Below are 15,559 nucleotides of genomic sequence, written 5' to 3'. Positions count from 1 at the left end.
CGGCAAAAGCCGCATGAATTACCTTCAGCGGCTTTTTTTGTCGGTTCGGCATATACATATATGTAAACCAAGAAAAACGACTGCCCTAAGGCAGCCGTTTCCCTTGCAGTGCGGCCCTGTTATTGAGCAGGAGCAGCGGGAGCTGATGCGTCTGCAGGACGCTCGAAACCTTTTTCTTTCATGCACGCATCCATTGCGGCTTGATCTTGGTTGGCACCAACTGTTTTTTGGCACTGTTCGATTGCCTGTTCAACAGTCAGATTGGCTTCGGGAACCGCAGCTTTGTCTTTGTTGCTTGAACAGGCGGTCAGCATCAGGCCGGCCATTGCTGCGGTAATCCATAATTTTTTCATAAAAATACATCCTTTCTTTTAAGACAGTTTGGTTTCTGTTTGGTTTCAACCGTTCGGGAAGGGGCCGGACGGCTGTATCGGGCATGGTGCCGCGTATGCAGATCACTCTGCACTTGGCTTGTGAGAGTGGCTTTGTATGGTTTAGTTTCTAAATAATCGCAAGATAATGCTAAAAATTTAATAGAAATTAAAATCCAAATTAACCGAAATGCTTTTTGCCCGATAAAATGTTTTTATCATTATCTTTTGTTTTTTGATACTTATTCCACTTATCAGATTCGCAATCCGCTTGTTTTATGACTGAAGATTAGTTCTCTGCTTGAAACAAAATTTTGGCAAAGATAAATTTGATGTTTTTTAACGTATTCTCATGAAAAAGCCGTCTGAAACAGCGTGTTCAGACGGCCTGAATGATTGGCAAGCACCTTAACCGTTCAAGATGACGCACGCCGCAGCGGTTCGATGGCCAGCAAATGATTGGTAAAGTCACCTTTTGTTTCGCAACGCCAACTGGCCCACAGTTTGTTACCGCCGCGACGCCCCTCGTCCAATTCCAATGCCAGCCAGTTGCGTGCAGGCATCACATAACGGTTTGACGACGGAAACAGCATCATTTCCGCTTCAAGATTCACATCCAGCTTTTGTTTTTTCTTGGCCAGCGAGTTCAACACATGGCAAAACAGGCGTTCCATAACTGATACTAAAGAAGGATGCACCACGGCACTTGATGTCAGCTGCTGGATTTGTGTCGAGCAATTGGCGTAATCCGAATCGGTGCGGTACACCACGCCCCAAGCCGCCACATGCACGTCTCCCGACAACACCGTTACACGGAGTTGCAATGCTTCTGCGGTTTTAAACAAAGTTTCAATCAACCTTTTACGTTCGCCTTCGTGGGCATCGTTGGTCCAATGATCTTTCAAATCATCGGCACTGCTGTCGAGCACATGGTCGTAGCCCAAGTTTTCCATCAGCAACTCTGCCAACGAAAGTTTCGGGTGCATAACCGGCACAGACGATACAAACAGCAAGTGCCTTTCGGTGCTGCATTCGGGTATGCCGCAAAAAAGCCATTGCTGCATCGCACGCCAAGTGTAAGGCCCCATAATCTGTTCGTGAGAACGCTCGGTGCGCAAATCGGCTACCAATAAACTTACCGGGCCGACTGTGTGTGCAAACGAAAAACCCGGCTGGTTATCGAAAAGCGGCAATGCCAACGGATCTGACTGCAAAATCTCCGACCATTTAATCGGTTCGAAAATCGGGTCGTCGATACGCATATTCAATTCTGTGCATAGCGTCAGCTCCGGCAGTTGGTCAGCTGCCTGCTGCATCTGAAATACCCAAAAAGCGCGGCGGGCGTGATAAAACATGCGTTGAAACAACGGGCTGCGCTGCATTTCCGGGCTATGCGAACCCCAACCGTCGAAAATATCGTGGTCGTCCCACATCATCACGGTCGGAATCCGTGCCATGCCGTGTGCCGAATCAAGGGTTTTATTAACCGAACCCCACGGCGCGTGGTTACGCGGCAACCAACGGCTGAGATAAAAATCGATGTAGTAGTCTTCAATCGCTTTCTCGAGCGACGCGCTGACTTTATATTTCAGCTGCTCTTTGCGCGGCAGACCGATCCACTTTTTCAGCAGTTTGATGTCTTCCCAAATCGGGTCGAAATAAATCTGGTCGCCGCCCATCACCAGCAGATGAAAACGCTGCAAACCGCAATCGTGCGTGCGGGTTTCATGCCATAGCTGCTCTTTGTCGATTTGGTAGCCCGGCGGCCGCACTGATTTATCGTGATTGCACAAAATATCTTCCCAAACCGCATTTTCGCCTTTAATCAGCTTGCGGATACCGTTCGCATCCGAAAAACCGTTGCACGACACATAAATCATACGCGGAGCCTGACCCAGCGCAGGCACGGTGAAATGCCAAACTTCATCCACACCGTCGATGCAATATTCGACTTTTCTTTCTTGCGCCTGCTGCGCAACCGACAAATCGTAACGCAGATAAGCTTTACCGCCGTGTTCCATCAGAATTTTAGGCGCGCAAGTCGGCTTGCCGTCCACCCTTACAACCGGAAACGGCGCGCTGTTTGATACCGCAATCAAAGCGGTTACTTTCCATTCTCCGCATTCCGCGCCACCGCGAAACGACAACACAGGACCGAGATAAAGTTTGGTCATAGCATTTCTCCTTTGCTTTCATATGTTCCGAACAGGCTGAAACCTTTGTAAAACGCCAAATGCGGATGCAGTCCAAGAGCGGCAACGCACAACGCAGAAATGCGCCGCACCTTACAGACTGCCAAAATCATTCCGCACCAACCGCATCTTTATGTTTTTTAATATTACTTTTTGTTTAAATAAACATTGTATCCGTATTTGCCCACCGTTTACTTTAATGTAAAACAAAGTAATCTTATTGTTCCCCGCACTTGCCTAAAACATTTTTGTCTATAATCCAAGCAAGGCCGGCTCGCCGGACGATTCATCAACACACGAAAAGGAATGAACAATGGGTTTGTTTAGCTTTATCAAAAACGCAGGCGAAAAACTGTTTGGAAAAGACGAAAAAGAAGTGGCCGCAGCCGCAGCCGCCAATGTGGAAGACTTAAACAACAAAGCTTCTGCCGCGATTCAAAACTATATTGAAAAACAAAATCTCGGCCTGACCGGCTTGAGCGTATCTTTCGACGGAGCCAGCGGCAAAGTAACGCTCAACGGTTCAGCCCCTTCGCAAGAAGCCGCAGAAAAAGCCGTTTTGGCCGCAGGCAATGTTACCGGCGTGTCTGATGTAGACAACAATCTCTCGTTCCCCGCAGCAGCAGAAGCCAAATATCATGATGTGGTCAGCGGAGACACCCTGTCTGCTATCGCTAAAAAATACTACGGCGATGCCAATCAATATATGAAAATTTTCGAAGCCAACAAACCCATGTTGAGCGACCCCAACAAAATTTACCCCGGACAAAAACTGCGTATTCCCGAATAAGCCGGTTTGAAAACACAAAGGCCGTCTGAAAGAATTAAGTTTCCTTTCAGACGGCCTTATTGATTAGATACTTTCAACAGACTTTTAAACAGCTATAACCAATCAACTTAACTTTTACTGCTGCATTGCTGCGCCTTTCCGTATTAACCGTACTGTCTGCGGCTTGCTGCCGTGTATCAAAATTAAGCCAATTGACTATAATGCTTACAACACTTTCACAATGCTTTCGCACAGATAGCGGATATTGTCTTCGGTGATACCGGCTACGTTGATGCGGCCGGAGCGTACAGCATAAATGGCAAATTCGTCTTTCAGTCGGTCAACCTGTTCGGGTGTCAAACCTGAAAACGAGAACATGCCGTTTTGTTTCACGATAAAGCTGAAATCCTGCTCGGCACCGTATTCTTTCAACAAATCGACAAATTTCTGACGCATCTCTTTAATGCGGCCGCGCATTTCGTCCAATTCGGCAATCCATTGCGCTTTCAATGCTTCATCTTTCAACACCAAAGCAACAGTCGAACCGCCGTGTGAAGCGGGGTTGGAATACAGCGTGCGGATGATGGTTTTCACTTGGCTGAATGCGCGGTTGGCGGTTTCTTCATCGGCTGCAACCAAAGTAAACGCACCCACGCGCTCGTTATACATGCCGAAGTTTTTTGAATACGAGCTGGCCACCAGCAATTCTTTACTCAGCTTGGCAAAAGCCCGCAAACCGTAGGCATCTTCTTCCAAACCGTTGGCAAAACCTTGATAAGCAAAGTCAAACAGGGGCAGCCAGCCTTTTTCGGCCGACATTTTTGCCAAGGTTTCCCATTGTTCGGGCGTGGGGTCGATACCGGTAGGATTGTGGCAGCAGCCGTGCAGCAGCACCACATCGCCTTTTTCGGCACGGCCCAAATCCTCAATCAAACCGTTCCAATCCAAACCGTGGGTGGTTTTGTCGTAGTAGCGGTAATCGCAGATATTGATTCCGGCGGCTTTGAAAATCGCATTGTGGTTCGGCCAAGTTGGGGCGGAAATCCATACGTTTTTCGCGCCGGTTTGGCGTTTGATAAATTCGGCAGCCACACGCAGCGCACCCGTTCCGCCCAAACTCTGTGCAGTTTTGGCGCGCTTGGAGGCGATGATTTCGCTGTCTGCGCCAAAGAGCAGTTTTTGCGTTTGGGCGTTGTATTCGGCCACGCCGTCGATAGTCAGGTAGTTTTTGGTGTTTTCGGTTTCAAGCAAGCGTTTTTCCGCCTCTTTAACCGCTTTCACAATCGGCGTTTGGCCTTGGGCGTCTTTATATACACCAATACCCAAGTTCACTTTATTTTCACGGGTTTCTGCTTTGAACGCCTCGCCCAAGCCTAAAATGGGGTCGGCCGGAGCAGCTTCGATTTTGTCGAAAAACATAGTGCTACCTTTCTGGAATTAACAGGGAAACGGATGAAAACAAAAATTCGAGCCTAAAACCTTTGCAAAACTCCCTGATGCGGATGCAGTTCAAGGTTTACAGCACATCCACAACGCAGAGATGCGCGGCAGACAAAAGTTTTGCAAAGGTTTCAACTTATCTATATTACGCTTTTTAACATAGGATGAAAACAAAAAACATGCCGCCTGTACTTTCAGACGGCATGTTTGGTCGATATATCAATCCGGTTGGGAAACAGACGTTAAGCAACTTCGTCTGCTTTGTAACCTTTGGTTGCGAAGAACGTGATGTACATGTAGCAAATGGCAGGCACGATGAACGATACCAACAGGCCGGCGTTGTCGGCAAAGAAGCCTTGAACCACCGGCACAATCGCACCGCCCACAATTGCCGTACAGATAATGCCCGAAGCCGCACCGGTAAATTTACCCAAGCCTTTGGTGGCCAGAGAGAAAATGGTCGGGAACATAATCGAATTGAAGAAACCGATACCCAACAGTGCCCACTGGGTTACTGCGCCGCCGCCGGCGGAAATGGCAATAATAATCAGCGCAATCGCAGCCAAAGCATTGAAAGTCAGGTATTTGTTGGGAGCGATTTTGTTCATCATCGCCGAACCGATAAAGCGGCCGACCATTGCCCCGCCCCAGTAGAACGACAGGTAAAACGCACCGGTAGAGTGGTTTAATCCGGCCACTTCTTCCAACACGTTAATCATCAGCGAACCGATGGCCACTTCGGCGCCAACGTAGCAGAAAATCGCAGCGGCACCCAATACCATGTGTTTGTATTGCCATACGCTGGTTTTGCCGTCGTGATTGTGTTCGGTAACTTCTTCGGCGATTTTGCGCGCATCGGGCAAATGAAGCATCTTAACCACGACGGCCAACAGAATCAGAAAACCCGCCAAACCCAAGTAGGGAATCTGTACGGAAGAAATACGTTCGGCTTCGCTGGCCGTGGCATCCACGAAAATCAGCATCGCACCCAAAGGCGGGGCAATCATGGTTGCCAAAGAGTTGAACGCCTGAATCAGGGTGAGTGTAGACGATTCTTTGCCCGGTTTGGCCATCAGGGTAACGTATGGGTTACCTGCCACTTGCAGCAGCACGATGCCGGATGCCAACACAAACAATGCGCCCAAGAAAATCGGGTAAGAGTGGCTGCCCGCTGCGGGATAGAACAAGAAACAGCCGAGAGCGGCAATCAGAAAGCCGCCGATAACGCCGTTTTTATAGCCGACTTTTTCTACCAGTTTGCCCATCGGAATCGACATCACGGCATACGCGGCGAAGAAACAGAACTGAATCAGCATCGCCTGCGTGTAAGTCAGGTTGAAGATGCTTTTCAGATGGGGAATCAGAATGTCGTTCATGCATGTGATGAAACCCATCATGAAAAACAATGTGGTCAACACCGACAATGCAAAATTATTGTTTGTTTGTGATTGCGTAGACATTTTTTCAAATCCTTATACAAACTCGATTGATTAAAAAATTGCTATTCCCGCATTGCCGCCAAGCGCAACAATAGCTGAAAACAACTGATAATACTCATCTTTTTACTAAACGGATATTGCTATTTTTTATATACCCTATTATTGCGTGCCGTCTGAAAACATGTTTTCAGACGGCCTGAGATGCTTGAGCCTATTGGCAGCCGCTGTCTTTGTCACAATTGGCATTGCGGTAGAGGCGGATCAAGCGTTCGGTTGAGCTGTCGTGCTGCTGAACGGCGGTTTCTCCCGTCAGCTCCGACAAAATGGTTTTGGCAAGCTGTTTGCCCAACTCCACGCCCCATTGGTCGAAGCTGTTGATGCCCCAAATAATGCCCTGCACGAAGGTTTTGTGTTCATACAGCGCAATCAGGCTGCCCATGTTGCGGGGGTTGATTTTGTTCATTAGAATCAGATTGCTGGGGCGGTTGCCGGAGAAGGTTTTATGCGGCACCAATTCTTCGATGCGCGCTTCATCCATGCCCTGCGCTTTCAGTTCGACGCGCACTTCGTCGGGCGTTTTGCCGCGCATAAAGGCTTCGGCTTGAGCGAATACGTTGGCCAGCAAAATCTCGTGATGACCGGGCAGATTGCTGCGTTTTTGCAGCGAAGCAATCAAATCAATCGGCGTAATGTGCGTGCCTTGATGCAGCAGTTGGAAGAAAGCGTGTTGGCCGTTGATGCCGGTTTCGCCCCAGATAATCGGTGCGGTTTCATGGGCTACCGCTTGTCCGTCGAGCGTAACCTGTTTGCCGTTGCTCTCCATATCCAGCTGCTGGATGAATTTGGGCAGGCGGTGCAGGTGTTGGTCGTACGGGGCGATGATGTGGCTTCCGCCTCCGTAATAGTTGATATACCAGATACCGATCAATGCCAACAGCACAGGCATATTCTGTTCCAACGGCGCATTGAAGAAATGCTGGTCCATCAGATGCGCGCCGTTGAGCATTTCGATAAAGTTTTCTTCGCCCAAATAAAGCATAATCGGCAAGCCGATGGCAGACCACAGGCTGTAACGCCCGCCGACCCAATCCCAAAACTCGAACATATTGGCGGTGTCGATACCGAAATCGGCCACGGCTTTTTTGTTGGTCGATACGGCTACGAAGTGCTTGGCTACGGCAGATTCTTCATCAGCATATTTCAAGAACCATTCGCGGGCGGTTAACGCATTGGTTAGGGTTTCTTGCGTGGTAAAGGTTTTGGAAGCGATGATGAACAACGTGGTTTCGGGGTGCACCTTTTCCAGCACATCACGCAACTGCGAGCCGTCCACATTCGATACAAAGTGCATTTTCAAACGCGGATGGCCGTAAGGCTTGAGTGCCGTACACATCATCAACGGCCCCAAATCGGAACCGCCGATACCGATATTGACCACATCGGTAATCACTTGGTTGGTATAGCCCAGCCATTCGCCGCTGCGTACTTCGTGTGCAAACTCGCCCATACGGCTCAACACGCGGTTGACTTGGGGCATCACGTCTTCGCCGTCGACACGGATCGGGGCATTGGTGCGGTTGCGCAAAGCCACATGCAATACGGCACGGTTTTCCGTTGTGTTGATTTTTTCGCCGCGGAACATCTGTTTGATACGCTCCGGCACGCCTGATTCGCGGGCAAGTTGCATCAGCAGAGACAATGTTTCGTCGGTAATGCGGTTTTTCGAATAATCTAAAATCAAACCGCCTACTTCCAGCCAGTAACGCTGCGCCCGTTCGGGGTCTTGCTCGAACAAATCGCGCATATGCAGGCTTTTGGTTGCATCGAAATGCTTCCACAGCTCCCGCCATACAGGCAAATCCTGTAAATGTTTCATAACTCTTCCTTACTGTTATATTCCAAATGTTTGCTGTGGATGCTGCGCTTGCCTTTCTGTAATTGCAGGCTGGCGGTTTCCCCCAGCCGCAAAGCCAAGCCGATGGTGAGTATATCGATTACCGCCAATTGGAGCAGACGTGAAACCATAGGCGTGTAAAGTTCGCTGTTTTCTTGCGCAGAAATGCTCAACACACAATCGGCCAATTGGGCAAGCGGTGATTCGGAGCGGGTAACGGCGATAACCGAAGCACCGTTTTCTTTTGCAATGCTCACGGCATCCAAAAGCTCGATCGAAGAACCGGAATTGGAAATTACCACCAACACGTCACGGTTGCTCAATACCGATGCGGCCATCAGCTGAATATGGGTATCGACATAGGCCACCGTTGAAATACCGAAACGGAAAAATTTATGCTGCGCATCTTGGGCGACAATGCCTGAATTGCCTACTCCGTAAAACTCTATGCGGCGGGCATGGCTGAGCATTACCACGGCTGTTTCGAGGTCGGCTTCTTTCAGGAAACGGCGCGCACCCAAAATCGAAGCGGCCGCATTGCCGAGCACTTTTTCCACCACATTGCCCATGTCGTCGTCGGCATTCAATTCTTCATGCACATACGGCATTCCTTCGTGGCCGAGGCTGGCAGACAGCGCCAGTTTGAATTCGGGCAGACCTTTATAACCCAAACTGCGGCAGAAACGAATAACGGTAGGTTGGCTCACTGAAGCCCGTTCGGCAATTTCGGCTACTGCGGCATGCACGAACCACTTGGGTTCGGCCAATGCCGATTCTGCCACTTTGCGTTCCGCTCCCGAAAGGTCGCTGAGTGATTCGCTGATTTTACTTAACATAATAATTCTGCTTTCTATAATCTGCTGCCTGTATATTCAGGCAGTATGCCGTCTGAACAGGTATGGCAAATAAACTTTATTTCTGCTAGGGCGTGTCGTCGTACTACAAGTTAAGTTCATTGACTATGTATTCAGGTATTAAACGCCACCTGCGTATTTGTGCGACATTTTATTGCCGTATCAGCAAACAGCCAACTGCCGCACGGAACGGTGTGGGTTTTATTGCACGGCATTCCGTGCGGTTGCGGTATCGAAAAGCAGGCGGCTATGCTTTTGCCGTTTCTCCTTTTTTACCTGCCGCACCGCCCAAAGCCGCGGTATTGTTGCACTTGCCTTGCAGATGGTTCGACAACGCTACGGCCGCACCGGTTATACCGGGGTATTTGCCCAATACGATATATACGGGAATGGCGGCCAAATAGGCATCGAACCGGCCTTTGCTCTCGAAGCGCGTGCGGAAAGGCGAGTTTTTGAAGTAATCGATAAAGCGCGGAATGATGCCGCCGCACAAATACACGCCGCCGCTTGCACCCAATGTTAACGCCAGATTCGACGATACCGTGCCCAACATGGCGCAGAAAATGTCCAACGTCAAACGGCACAACGGCGATGAACCGCTCAAAGCCTGCTCGCTGATTTCGGCCGGTGTCATTTTTTGACGCTTCACGCCTTCTTTGGCCGACAAAGCTTCATGAATCAGCGTCAAACCTGCGCCGCTCAAAAAACGCTCGGCAGAAACATGACCGTATTTTTTCTTAGCGAATTGCCAAATCATGATTTCGGCATCATCAAACGGGGAAAAGCTGACATGCCCTCCTTCTCCGGCCAACGGCACCCAGCCGGAATTGCTGGGTATCAACCCGCTCACCCCCAGCCCCGTGCCCGGCCCGATAACGGCTTTGGGTGCGTTTTCTACCGGTTTGGAGCCGCCGACCTGAACCAATTCTTCTTTGGGCAGGCGGGTAATCGCCAATGCCTGCGCAGTAAAATCGTTCAGCAAAATCAAGGTTTCCAAACACAGAGATTGGCGGGTGGTTTCAATGGAAAATGCCCAGTGGTGGTTGGTCATTTGCACCCAATCGCCCAAAATCGGATTGGCGATGGCAATCGCTGCGTGGCTGATTTTCGGGTTGCCCGCGCGTTTCAAGTATTCGCGGATGGCATCAACGATGGTGTCGTAATCGTTGCACGGCAGCACTTCTATCTTTTCGAGTTGTTGGGGAGCGGTTTCCAATGCGAAACGGGCATTGGTTCCGCCGATGTCGGCAACCAAGCGCGGCCATTCAACGGTGTCGGCAGGTGCGGGAGCGTGTTTGCCGGAAGCTTGATCTTCTTTAATTTGAGTAGTGGACATGGCAGTTTACCTTTTCGTTATTGAGTACATAACCGGTCGGAAAATCTTTGGAAGCGGCCGCAGCGGCTTGGTCGAATACTGCTTTTTTCTCTTCGCCCTGAATGGCGAGAAAAACGGCAGGCGTTGCGGCAATGGCAGCCAAGGTCATGCTGATACGCTCGTGGGGCGCGGTAACCGGAGTGGTGTGCAGCAAAGGCACGCTGTTTTGCATATCCAAGCCTTTGTCCAATTGCGGTGCCTGCGGAAACAATGATGCAGTATGCCCGTCGCCGCCCATACCCAACACCAGCACGTCGGGTTGGCGGTAGTGTTTTAAGGCCGTCTGAACCACTGCTTCGGGAGATAAACCGGCTTCGGTTTTTCCTGCTTCGACCACGGGAATCCAAGTAGCGGCGGCCGCTTTGTTTTTTAAAAGGTATTCGTGTACCAAGCCGGTGTTGCTGTCGGCATGGGTGGTCGGCACGATGCGCTCGTCCACCAACGTTATGCCTACTTTCGCCCAATCCAAATCTTTCTGCGATAAGGCTTCGAAAAATGCAATGGGCGACCGCCCGCCCGACACAGCCAACACGGCTCCGCCTTGTTTAACTAAAGCCTGCTGCAACGAAGCAGCCACGGCGTCGGCCAATGCCGCAGAAGCAGCAGCGGCGTTTTCATGTTGGTGCCATTGGTAAGCCATAATCAACTCTCTTTCGGTATCGTTTTTCAGACGGCCTCAAACGCATAATCGACAGGCCGTCTGAAAAGCTGTTATTGCTCTTCGTGCCATTTGTCGCCGTTGCGTGCCAACAATTGGCGGGCGGCTTCCGGCCCCCACGAATGGGCTTCGTATCCGTGAGGCGGCACGGAACTGGCAGCCCAGTTGTCCATAATCGGCACTACCCATTCCCACGCGGCTTCCAGTTCGTCGCGGCGGTTGAATAATGCCAGCTTGCCGTTGATCACGTCGAGCAGCAAACGTTCGTAAGCCTCGGCACGGCGGCCGGCCACTTCTTTGCCCATATCCACGCTCAACGCGGTCAGTTCCACACGGTTGCCCGCACCCGGCGTTTTGACTTGTGTGTACAGGCAGACGGATTCGGTGGGTTGCAGTTCGATAACCAAACGGTTGGGGGCTTTTTGGCTGCCCTCAAAAATATGGTTGGGCAGCTCGCGGAAATTCAACACGATTTCGGCTACTTTACCCGCCATGCGTTTGCCGGTGCGCAAATAGAAAGGCACGCCCGCCCAACGTTGGTTGTCGATTTCCGCCTTAATAGCCACATAGGTTTCGGTGCGGCTGTCGGCAGGTACGTTATGCTCTTGCAAATAGCCGTTGACGGTTTGGCCGTCTTTTTGGGCGGCGATATATTGGCCCCGCACCACATTTGCATCGACATCGGCCGAAGTCAGCGGTTTTAAAGAATTAATCACTTTCAGTTTTTCATCACGCACGGCATCGGCATCCAAACTGGCGGGCGCTTCCATCGCTGTCATACACAACATCTGCATCAAGTGGTTTTGCACCATATCGCGCAGCGCACCGGTGATGTCGTAAAACTCGCCGCGCTCTTCCACGCCCAATTGTTCGGCAATGGTCAGTTGAACGCTTTTCACATATTTATTGTTCCACAACGGCTCGAACACAACATTGGCAAAGCGCAGCGCCAACAGGTTTTGCAGGGCTTCTTTGCCCAAATAGTGGTCGATACGGTAAATCTGTTCTTCTTTATAAAAACGCGCTACATCGGTGTTGATTTCTTGCGAAGACTTCAAATCGGTGCCCAAGGGTTTTTCCAACACGATACGCACGTTGTCGGCATTCAAGCCCACAGCGGCAAGGTTTTCACACGCGGGGGCAAAAAATTTAGGGGCGGTTGAGAGATAAATAACGACGTTGTCGGTTTCGCGGCGGGCTTTAACCATTTCGGCCAATGTGCCGAAATCTTCGGAACGGGTAACATCTACGGTGAGGTAAGCGATGCGTTTAACAAACGATGCCCACGCCTCATCGCTTAAGTTTTCTTTAATATGGATTTTGGAATGACTTTCCACTTTGGCGAGAAAACCTTCGGTATCCAAATCGCTGCGGCTTACGCCCAAAATACGGCCTTGCGGATGCAGCAGCCCGGCCACATGAGCCTGATACAGGCAGGGTAGAAGCTTGCGCATGGCCAAATCGCCGGTTGCACCAAATAACACCAAATCAAAGTTTGTTTGCGTATTCATCACGTCTTCTTTCGTTTACTGAGGCTGGCTCAACGCCATAACTAAATATAAATCTGCTGCATACGGCTTACATGATTTGCATAAAACTACACGCCGTATTCTGTAACTGTAATCAGAATAAAATCAGTAGCAATCCTACACAGCACTACAGTTTTTGTCTATGCTGTTTTTCATAAAAATTTGACCTATGTAAACATATCGCCAAATCCTTATTTGACCGATCATTTCATTTTGTTACAAAACTACACAAGAAAGTTTGACCTAGTGCAAGCATTATTTTGTAACTTAACTACAATCTATATTATAATTTTAATCAATAAAGCTTTCAGACGGCCTTATCTGTTTGAATCTGTTTTAAAACAAAGCACACACCAAGCAAAAAGCACTTTCCGCCGAAGACCACTACGAAAGGCAGAGCCTTATGAACACTCCCGCTCCCCTACACCCCAAACTGGCCGCCGTAACCGAACGCATCATCGAACGCAGCCGCCCTACCCGCGAAGCCTATCTTGCACGCATCCGCGCACTGAAACAGCAAGGACGTGTCGAACGCGACCAACTGGGATGCTCCAACCTTGCCCACGGCTATGCCGCCATGCCGCAAACCATCAAAATCGAAATGCTCAAACACAACACACCGAACTTGGGCATGATTACCGCCTATAACGATATGGTTTCGGCACACCAGCCGTTTTTCCAATTTCCCGACTGGATTAAAGACGAAGCCCGAAAACACGGTGCCACCGCGCAAGTGGCCGGCGGCACACCCGCCATGTGCGACGGCATTACCCAAGGTTACGAGGGCATGGAGCTTTCACTGTTTTCGCGCGACGTCATCGCCATGAGCACGGCAGTCGGCCTGTCACACCAAATGTTTGACGGCGCACTGTATTTCGGCGTGTGCGACAAAATCGTACCCGGCCTGATGATAGGCGCGTTGAGCTGCGGCCACATACCCGGCATTTTCGCACCCGCAGGACCTATGCAAAGCGGCATCGCCAACAAAGAAAAAGCCCGCACCCGCCAGCTTTTCGCCGAAGGCAAAGTCGGCCGCGATGCGCTGCTCGAAAGCGAAATGGGTTCGTATCACAGCCCCGGCACCTGCACGTTTTACGGCACAGCCAACTCCAATCAAATGATGATGGAAATGATGGGTGTGCATCTGCCTGCCGCCGCCTTTTTCCACCCCTACACACCCATGCGCGAAGCCTTGACCCGCTATGCCGCCGCCCATTTGGTCGAAAGCATCAAAAACGGCACGGCCAAACCTATGGGAGAAATGCTCGATGAAAAATCGTTTGTCAACGCACTTATCGGCCTGATGGCAACCGGCGGCTCCACCAACCACACCATGCATTTGGTGGCGATGGCGCGCGCGGCTGGCATTATTTTGAATTGGGACGACTTCGATGAGATTTCGTCTATCATTCCGCTGCTGATCCGCGTTTATCCCAACGGCCAAGCCGACGTCAACCACTTTGCCGCAGTCGGCGGCCTGCCTTTCGTTATCCGCGAACTGCGCAACAACGGCCTGCTGCACGACGATGTAGAAACCGTCATGGGGCACGGCATGGAAGCCTACACCAAAGAGCCTTTCTTAATCGACGGCAAACTCCAGTGGCAAGACGCCGTAGCCGAAAGCCGCGACGAAGACATACTGCGCCCCTTCTCCCGCCCCTTCTCGCCCGACGGCGGCTTACGCCTGATGAAAGGCAACATCGGCCGCGGCGTGATCAAAGTTTCCGCCGTACGCGAACACTGCCGCATCATCGAAGCACCCGCCATTGTCTTCAACGACCAGCGCGAAGTGTTGGCGGCCTTTGAACGGGGCGAGCTGGAACGCGACTTTATCTGCGTTGTTCGTTTTCAAGGCCCGCGCGCCAACGGCATGCCCGAACTGCACAAGCTCACCCCGCCTTTGGGCATTCTGCAAGACCGCGGCTTCAAAGTTGCCTTGGTTACAGACGGCCGCATGTCGGGCGCATCGGGCAAAGTACCCGCCTCCATCCACATGAGCCCGGAAGCCCTGCTCGGCGGCGGCATCGGCAAAATCCGCACCGGCGATATGATCCGCTTCGATTCCGTTACCGGCGAGCTGACTGCTTTGGTTGACGAAGCCGAATGGAACGCGCGCGAAACCGCCGAGGCCGACTTGAGCAAAAACACCCACGGCATCGGTCGCGAACTGTTCGCCGGCTTCCGCAGCATGACCAGCAGCGCAGAAACCGGTGCCATGAGCTTCGGCGGCGACTTCGCCTGAACCGGCTTTTCAGACGGCCTCATTCCCGACAGGCCGTCTGAAAACACTTCCGCAACACTTTTCAGACGGCCTTACCGTCTTAACAGATTGGAGCAAACATGAATGCACGCGACATCCTTTCCGCCGGCGCAGTCGTTCCCGTAATGGCCATCAACGACATCCATACCGCCGTCGATTTGGCACACGCCTTGGTCGAAGGCGGCATCCCCACGCTTGAAATCACGCTGCGTACCGAGCACGGCATCAAAGCCATCGAACTGATTAAAAAAGAAGTGCCCGGCGCCATCGTCGGTGCAGGCACGGTAATCAACGGCGAACAACTCAAAGCCGTAGAAGACGCAGGCGCCGTGTTTGCCATCAGCCCCGGTTTCAACGTTCATTTCGCCAAAGCCGCCGCCCAAAGCAGCATCGCCGTGATTCCCGGCATTGCCACACCCGGCGAACTCATGCTGGCTTTGGAACACGGCATCGACACCATGAAACTCTTTCCCGCCGAAGTCGTGGGCGGGCGCGAAATGCTCAAAGCCCTGCACGGCCCTTTCCCCCAAGTGAAGTTTTGCCCCACCGGCGGCATCAGCCTCGAAACCGCACCCGAATACCTGAAACTGCCCAACGTATTGTGTGTCGGCGGTTCATGGCTCACGCCTAAAGACGCAGTGGCAAATAAAGATTGGGCCGCGATTACCCGATTGGCTGAAGAAGCATCGGCATTGAAGGCCAAATAAGTTCCTCTCAAAACGCACGAGGCCGTCTGAAAATATTTGTTCAGACGGCCTTTCTGACTAAAAACGGCTCC

The 15,559-nt window shown here is 51.2% G+C and carries 12 protein-coding genes; 3 read left to right on the top strand and 9 right to left on the bottom strand.

The window, feature by feature from the left end:
- Positions 1–119: 119 nt before the first annotated feature.
- Together LVJ88_RS05105 and LVJ88_RS05100 are read right to left on the bottom strand one after the other, a co-directional pair.
- Positions 120–353: a hypothetical protein gene (locus LVJ88_RS05105; protein WP_085355458.1), complete on the bottom strand. Its 234-nt coding sequence runs from the start codon at positions 351–353 to the stop codon at positions 120–122.
- A gap of 434 nt (positions 354–787) precedes the next feature.
- Positions 788–2,545: an alkaline phosphatase D family protein gene (locus LVJ88_RS05100; protein ID WP_085418070.1), complete on the bottom strand. Its 1,758-nt coding sequence runs from the start codon at positions 2,543–2,545 to the stop codon at positions 788–790.
- Positions 2,546–2,876: 331 nt separating this feature from the next.
- Between LVJ88_RS05100 and lysM the strand changes: the two genes are divergently transcribed.
- Positions 2,877–3,353 (top strand): peptidoglycan-binding protein LysM, encoded by a 477-nt coding sequence (lysM, locus tag LVJ88_RS05095; RefSeq protein WP_085355460.1) that lies wholly within the window; start codon positions 2,877–2,879, stop codon positions 3,351–3,353.
- 204 nt (positions 3,354–3,557) lie between these two features.
- Here the strand turns inward: lysM and LVJ88_RS05090 are convergent, their stop codons facing one another.
- The 7 genes from LVJ88_RS05090 to zwf form a co-directional block, all read right to left on the bottom strand.
- Positions 3,558–4,751 (bottom strand): amino acid aminotransferase, encoded by a 1,194-nt coding sequence (locus tag LVJ88_RS05090; RefSeq protein WP_085418071.1) that lies wholly within the window; start codon positions 4,749–4,751, stop codon positions 3,558–3,560.
- A gap of 263 nt (positions 4,752–5,014) precedes the next feature.
- Positions 5,015–6,232, bottom strand: a complete 1,218-nt coding sequence (locus LVJ88_RS05085) for a sugar MFS transporter (protein WP_085355462.1) — start codon at positions 6,230–6,232, stop codon at positions 5,015–5,017.
- 190 nt (positions 6,233–6,422) lie between these two features.
- Entirely contained in the window at positions 6,423–8,087 is a 1,665-nt protein-coding gene (gene pgi, locus LVJ88_RS05080) for a glucose-6-phosphate isomerase (RefSeq protein WP_085355463.1), read from the bottom strand.
- A complete protein-coding gene (locus LVJ88_RS05075) occupies positions 8,084–8,941 on the bottom strand; it encodes an SIS domain-containing protein (protein ID WP_085355464.1) in 858 nt (285 codons plus the stop codon). The genes pgi and LVJ88_RS05075 overlap by 4 nt, the downstream gene beginning before the upstream one ends.
- Positions 8,942–9,206: 265 nt before the next feature.
- A complete protein-coding gene (locus LVJ88_RS05070; protein WP_085418072.1) occupies positions 9,207–10,295 on the bottom strand; it encodes a glucokinase in 1,089 nt (362 codons plus the stop codon).
- Positions 10,276–10,974 carry a 6-phosphogluconolactonase gene (pgl, locus tag LVJ88_RS05065; RefSeq protein WP_085418073.1) on the bottom strand — a complete coding sequence of 233 codons (699 nt, stop codon included), beginning with the start codon at positions 10,972–10,974 and terminating at the stop codon, positions 10,276–10,278. The genes LVJ88_RS05070 and pgl overlap by 20 nt, the downstream gene beginning before the upstream one ends.
- A gap of 71 nt (positions 10,975–11,045) precedes the next feature.
- Positions 11,046–12,503: a glucose-6-phosphate dehydrogenase gene (zwf, locus tag LVJ88_RS05060; protein ID WP_085418074.1), complete on the bottom strand. Its 1,458-nt coding sequence runs from the start codon at positions 12,501–12,503 to the stop codon at positions 11,046–11,048.
- A gap of 421 nt (positions 12,504–12,924) precedes the next feature.
- Between zwf and edd the strand changes: the two genes are divergently transcribed.
- Both edd and LVJ88_RS05050 read left to right on the top strand, forming a co-directional pair.
- Positions 12,925–14,763: a phosphogluconate dehydratase gene (gene edd, locus LVJ88_RS05055; RefSeq protein ID WP_085418075.1), complete on the top strand. Its 1,839-nt coding sequence runs from the start codon at positions 12,925–12,927 to the stop codon at positions 14,761–14,763.
- 98 nt (positions 14,764–14,861) lie between these two features.
- On the top strand, positions 14,862–15,488 hold the full coding sequence (locus LVJ88_RS05050) for a bifunctional 4-hydroxy-2-oxoglutarate aldolase/2-dehydro-3-deoxy-phosphogluconate aldolase (protein ID WP_085418076.1): 627 nt from the start codon (positions 14,862–14,864) through the stop codon (positions 15,486–15,488).
- Positions 15,489–15,559 lie beyond the last annotated feature (71 nt).

Origin of the sequence: Neisseria dumasiana, from assembly GCF_022870885.1 — a bacterium.
Taxonomy (GTDB): domain Bacteria; phylum Pseudomonadota; class Gammaproteobacteria; order Burkholderiales; family Neisseriaceae; genus Neisseria; species Neisseria dumasiana.
This window is presented reverse-complemented; position numbering and strand designations above follow the sequence as displayed.

Excerpts from the sequence above, each read along its gene's own strand:
- LVJ88_RS05105 (WP_085355458.1), bottom strand. The coding sequence starts at position 353 with ATGAAAAAATTATGGATTACCGCAGCAATGGCCGGCCTGATGCTGACC.
- LVJ88_RS05100 (WP_085418070.1), bottom strand. The coding sequence starts at position 2,545 with ATGACCAAACTTTATCTCGGTCCTGTGTTGTCGTTTCGCGGTGGCGCG.
- lysM (WP_085355460.1), top strand. The coding sequence starts at position 2,877 with ATGGGTTTGTTTAGCTTTATCAAAAACGCAGGCGAAAAACTGTTTGGA.
- LVJ88_RS05090 (WP_085418071.1), bottom strand. The coding sequence starts at position 4,751 with ATGTTTTTCGACAAAATCGAAGCTGCTCCGGCCGACCCCATTTTAGGC.
- LVJ88_RS05085 (WP_085355462.1), bottom strand. The coding sequence starts at position 6,232 with ATGTCTACGCAATCACAAACAAACAATAATTTTGCATTGTCGGTGTTG.
- pgi (WP_085355463.1), bottom strand. The coding sequence starts at position 8,087 with ATGAAACATTTACAGGATTTGCCTGTATGGCGGGAGCTGTGGAAGCAT.
- LVJ88_RS05075 (WP_085355464.1), bottom strand. The coding sequence starts at position 8,941 with ATGTTAAGTAAAATCAGCGAATCACTCAGCGACCTTTCGGGAGCGGAA.
- LVJ88_RS05070 (WP_085418072.1), bottom strand. The coding sequence starts at position 10,295 with ATGTCCACTACTCAAATTAAAGAAGATCAAGCTTCCGGCAAACACGCT.
- pgl (WP_085418073.1), bottom strand. The coding sequence starts at position 10,974 with ATGGCTTACCAATGGCACCAACATGAAAACGCCGCTGCTGCTTCTGCG.
- zwf (WP_085418074.1), bottom strand. The coding sequence starts at position 12,503 with ATGAATACGCAAACAAACTTTGATTTGGTGTTATTTGGTGCAACCGGC.
- edd (WP_085418075.1), top strand. The coding sequence starts at position 12,925 with ATGAACACTCCCGCTCCCCTACACCCCAAACTGGCCGCCGTAACCGAA.
- LVJ88_RS05050 (WP_085418076.1), top strand. The coding sequence starts at position 14,862 with ATGAATGCACGCGACATCCTTTCCGCCGGCGCAGTCGTTCCCGTAATG.